Origin of the sequence: Rhizobium sp. BR 317 (genome assembly GCF_047445835.1) — a bacterium.
GTDB classification, from domain to species: Bacteria; Pseudomonadota; Alphaproteobacteria; order Rhizobiales; family Rhizobiaceae; genus Rhizobium; species Rhizobium paranaense.
Genome location: NZ_JARWLB010000200.1, coordinates 1 through 634, shown reverse-complemented (window position 1 = coordinate 634; position 634 = coordinate 1). Strand labels below are relative to the sequence as shown.

General features: G+C 60.3%; 1 pseudogene. It reads left to right on the top strand.

The annotated features are described in order from the left end of the window. Positions 1–634, top strand: a pseudogene (locus tag QD357_RS32780) (hypothetical protein); the annotation flags it as partial.

Here is a 634-nt window from a genome sequence, read left to right as displayed (position 1 = left end):
CGATCAGCACCGCGGCTTTGTCCGGCCTGACCTCTGATAAGGTCGCAGCGCTCTCTACTGATCAGGTTGCGGCTCTGAAGACCAGCCAGATCGCTAAGTTGAGCACTGCCCAGATCGGCGCACTCTCGACCGATCAGGCCAAGGTTCTGACCACCGATCAAGTGGCCGCTCTGACATCGACCCAGATCGCAGCTCTTTCTACAGACGACGTTGCCGCTCTGACCACCGCTCAGATCGGTGTTCTGAAGACCGCGCAGGTCGCAGCCATGAAGTCGGCCCAGATCGCAGCTCTCTCCACCGACCAGGCTGCTGCACTGTCCTCGACGCAGATTGGCGCCCTGACGGCAACAGAAGTTGGCGCTCTCTCCACGGCCGACATCGCAACCTTCTCGACCGACGAAATCGCAGCGATCAGCACCGCGGCTTTGTCCGGCCTGACCTCTGATAAGGTCGCAGCGCTCTCTACTGATCAGGTTGCGGCTCTGAAGACCAGCCAGATCGCTAAGTTGAGCACTGCCCAGATCGGCGCACTCTCGACCGATCAGGCCAAGGTTCTGACCACCGATCAAGTGGCCGCTCTGACATCGACCCAGATCGCAGCTCTTTCTACAGACGACGTTGCTGCCCTGACCAC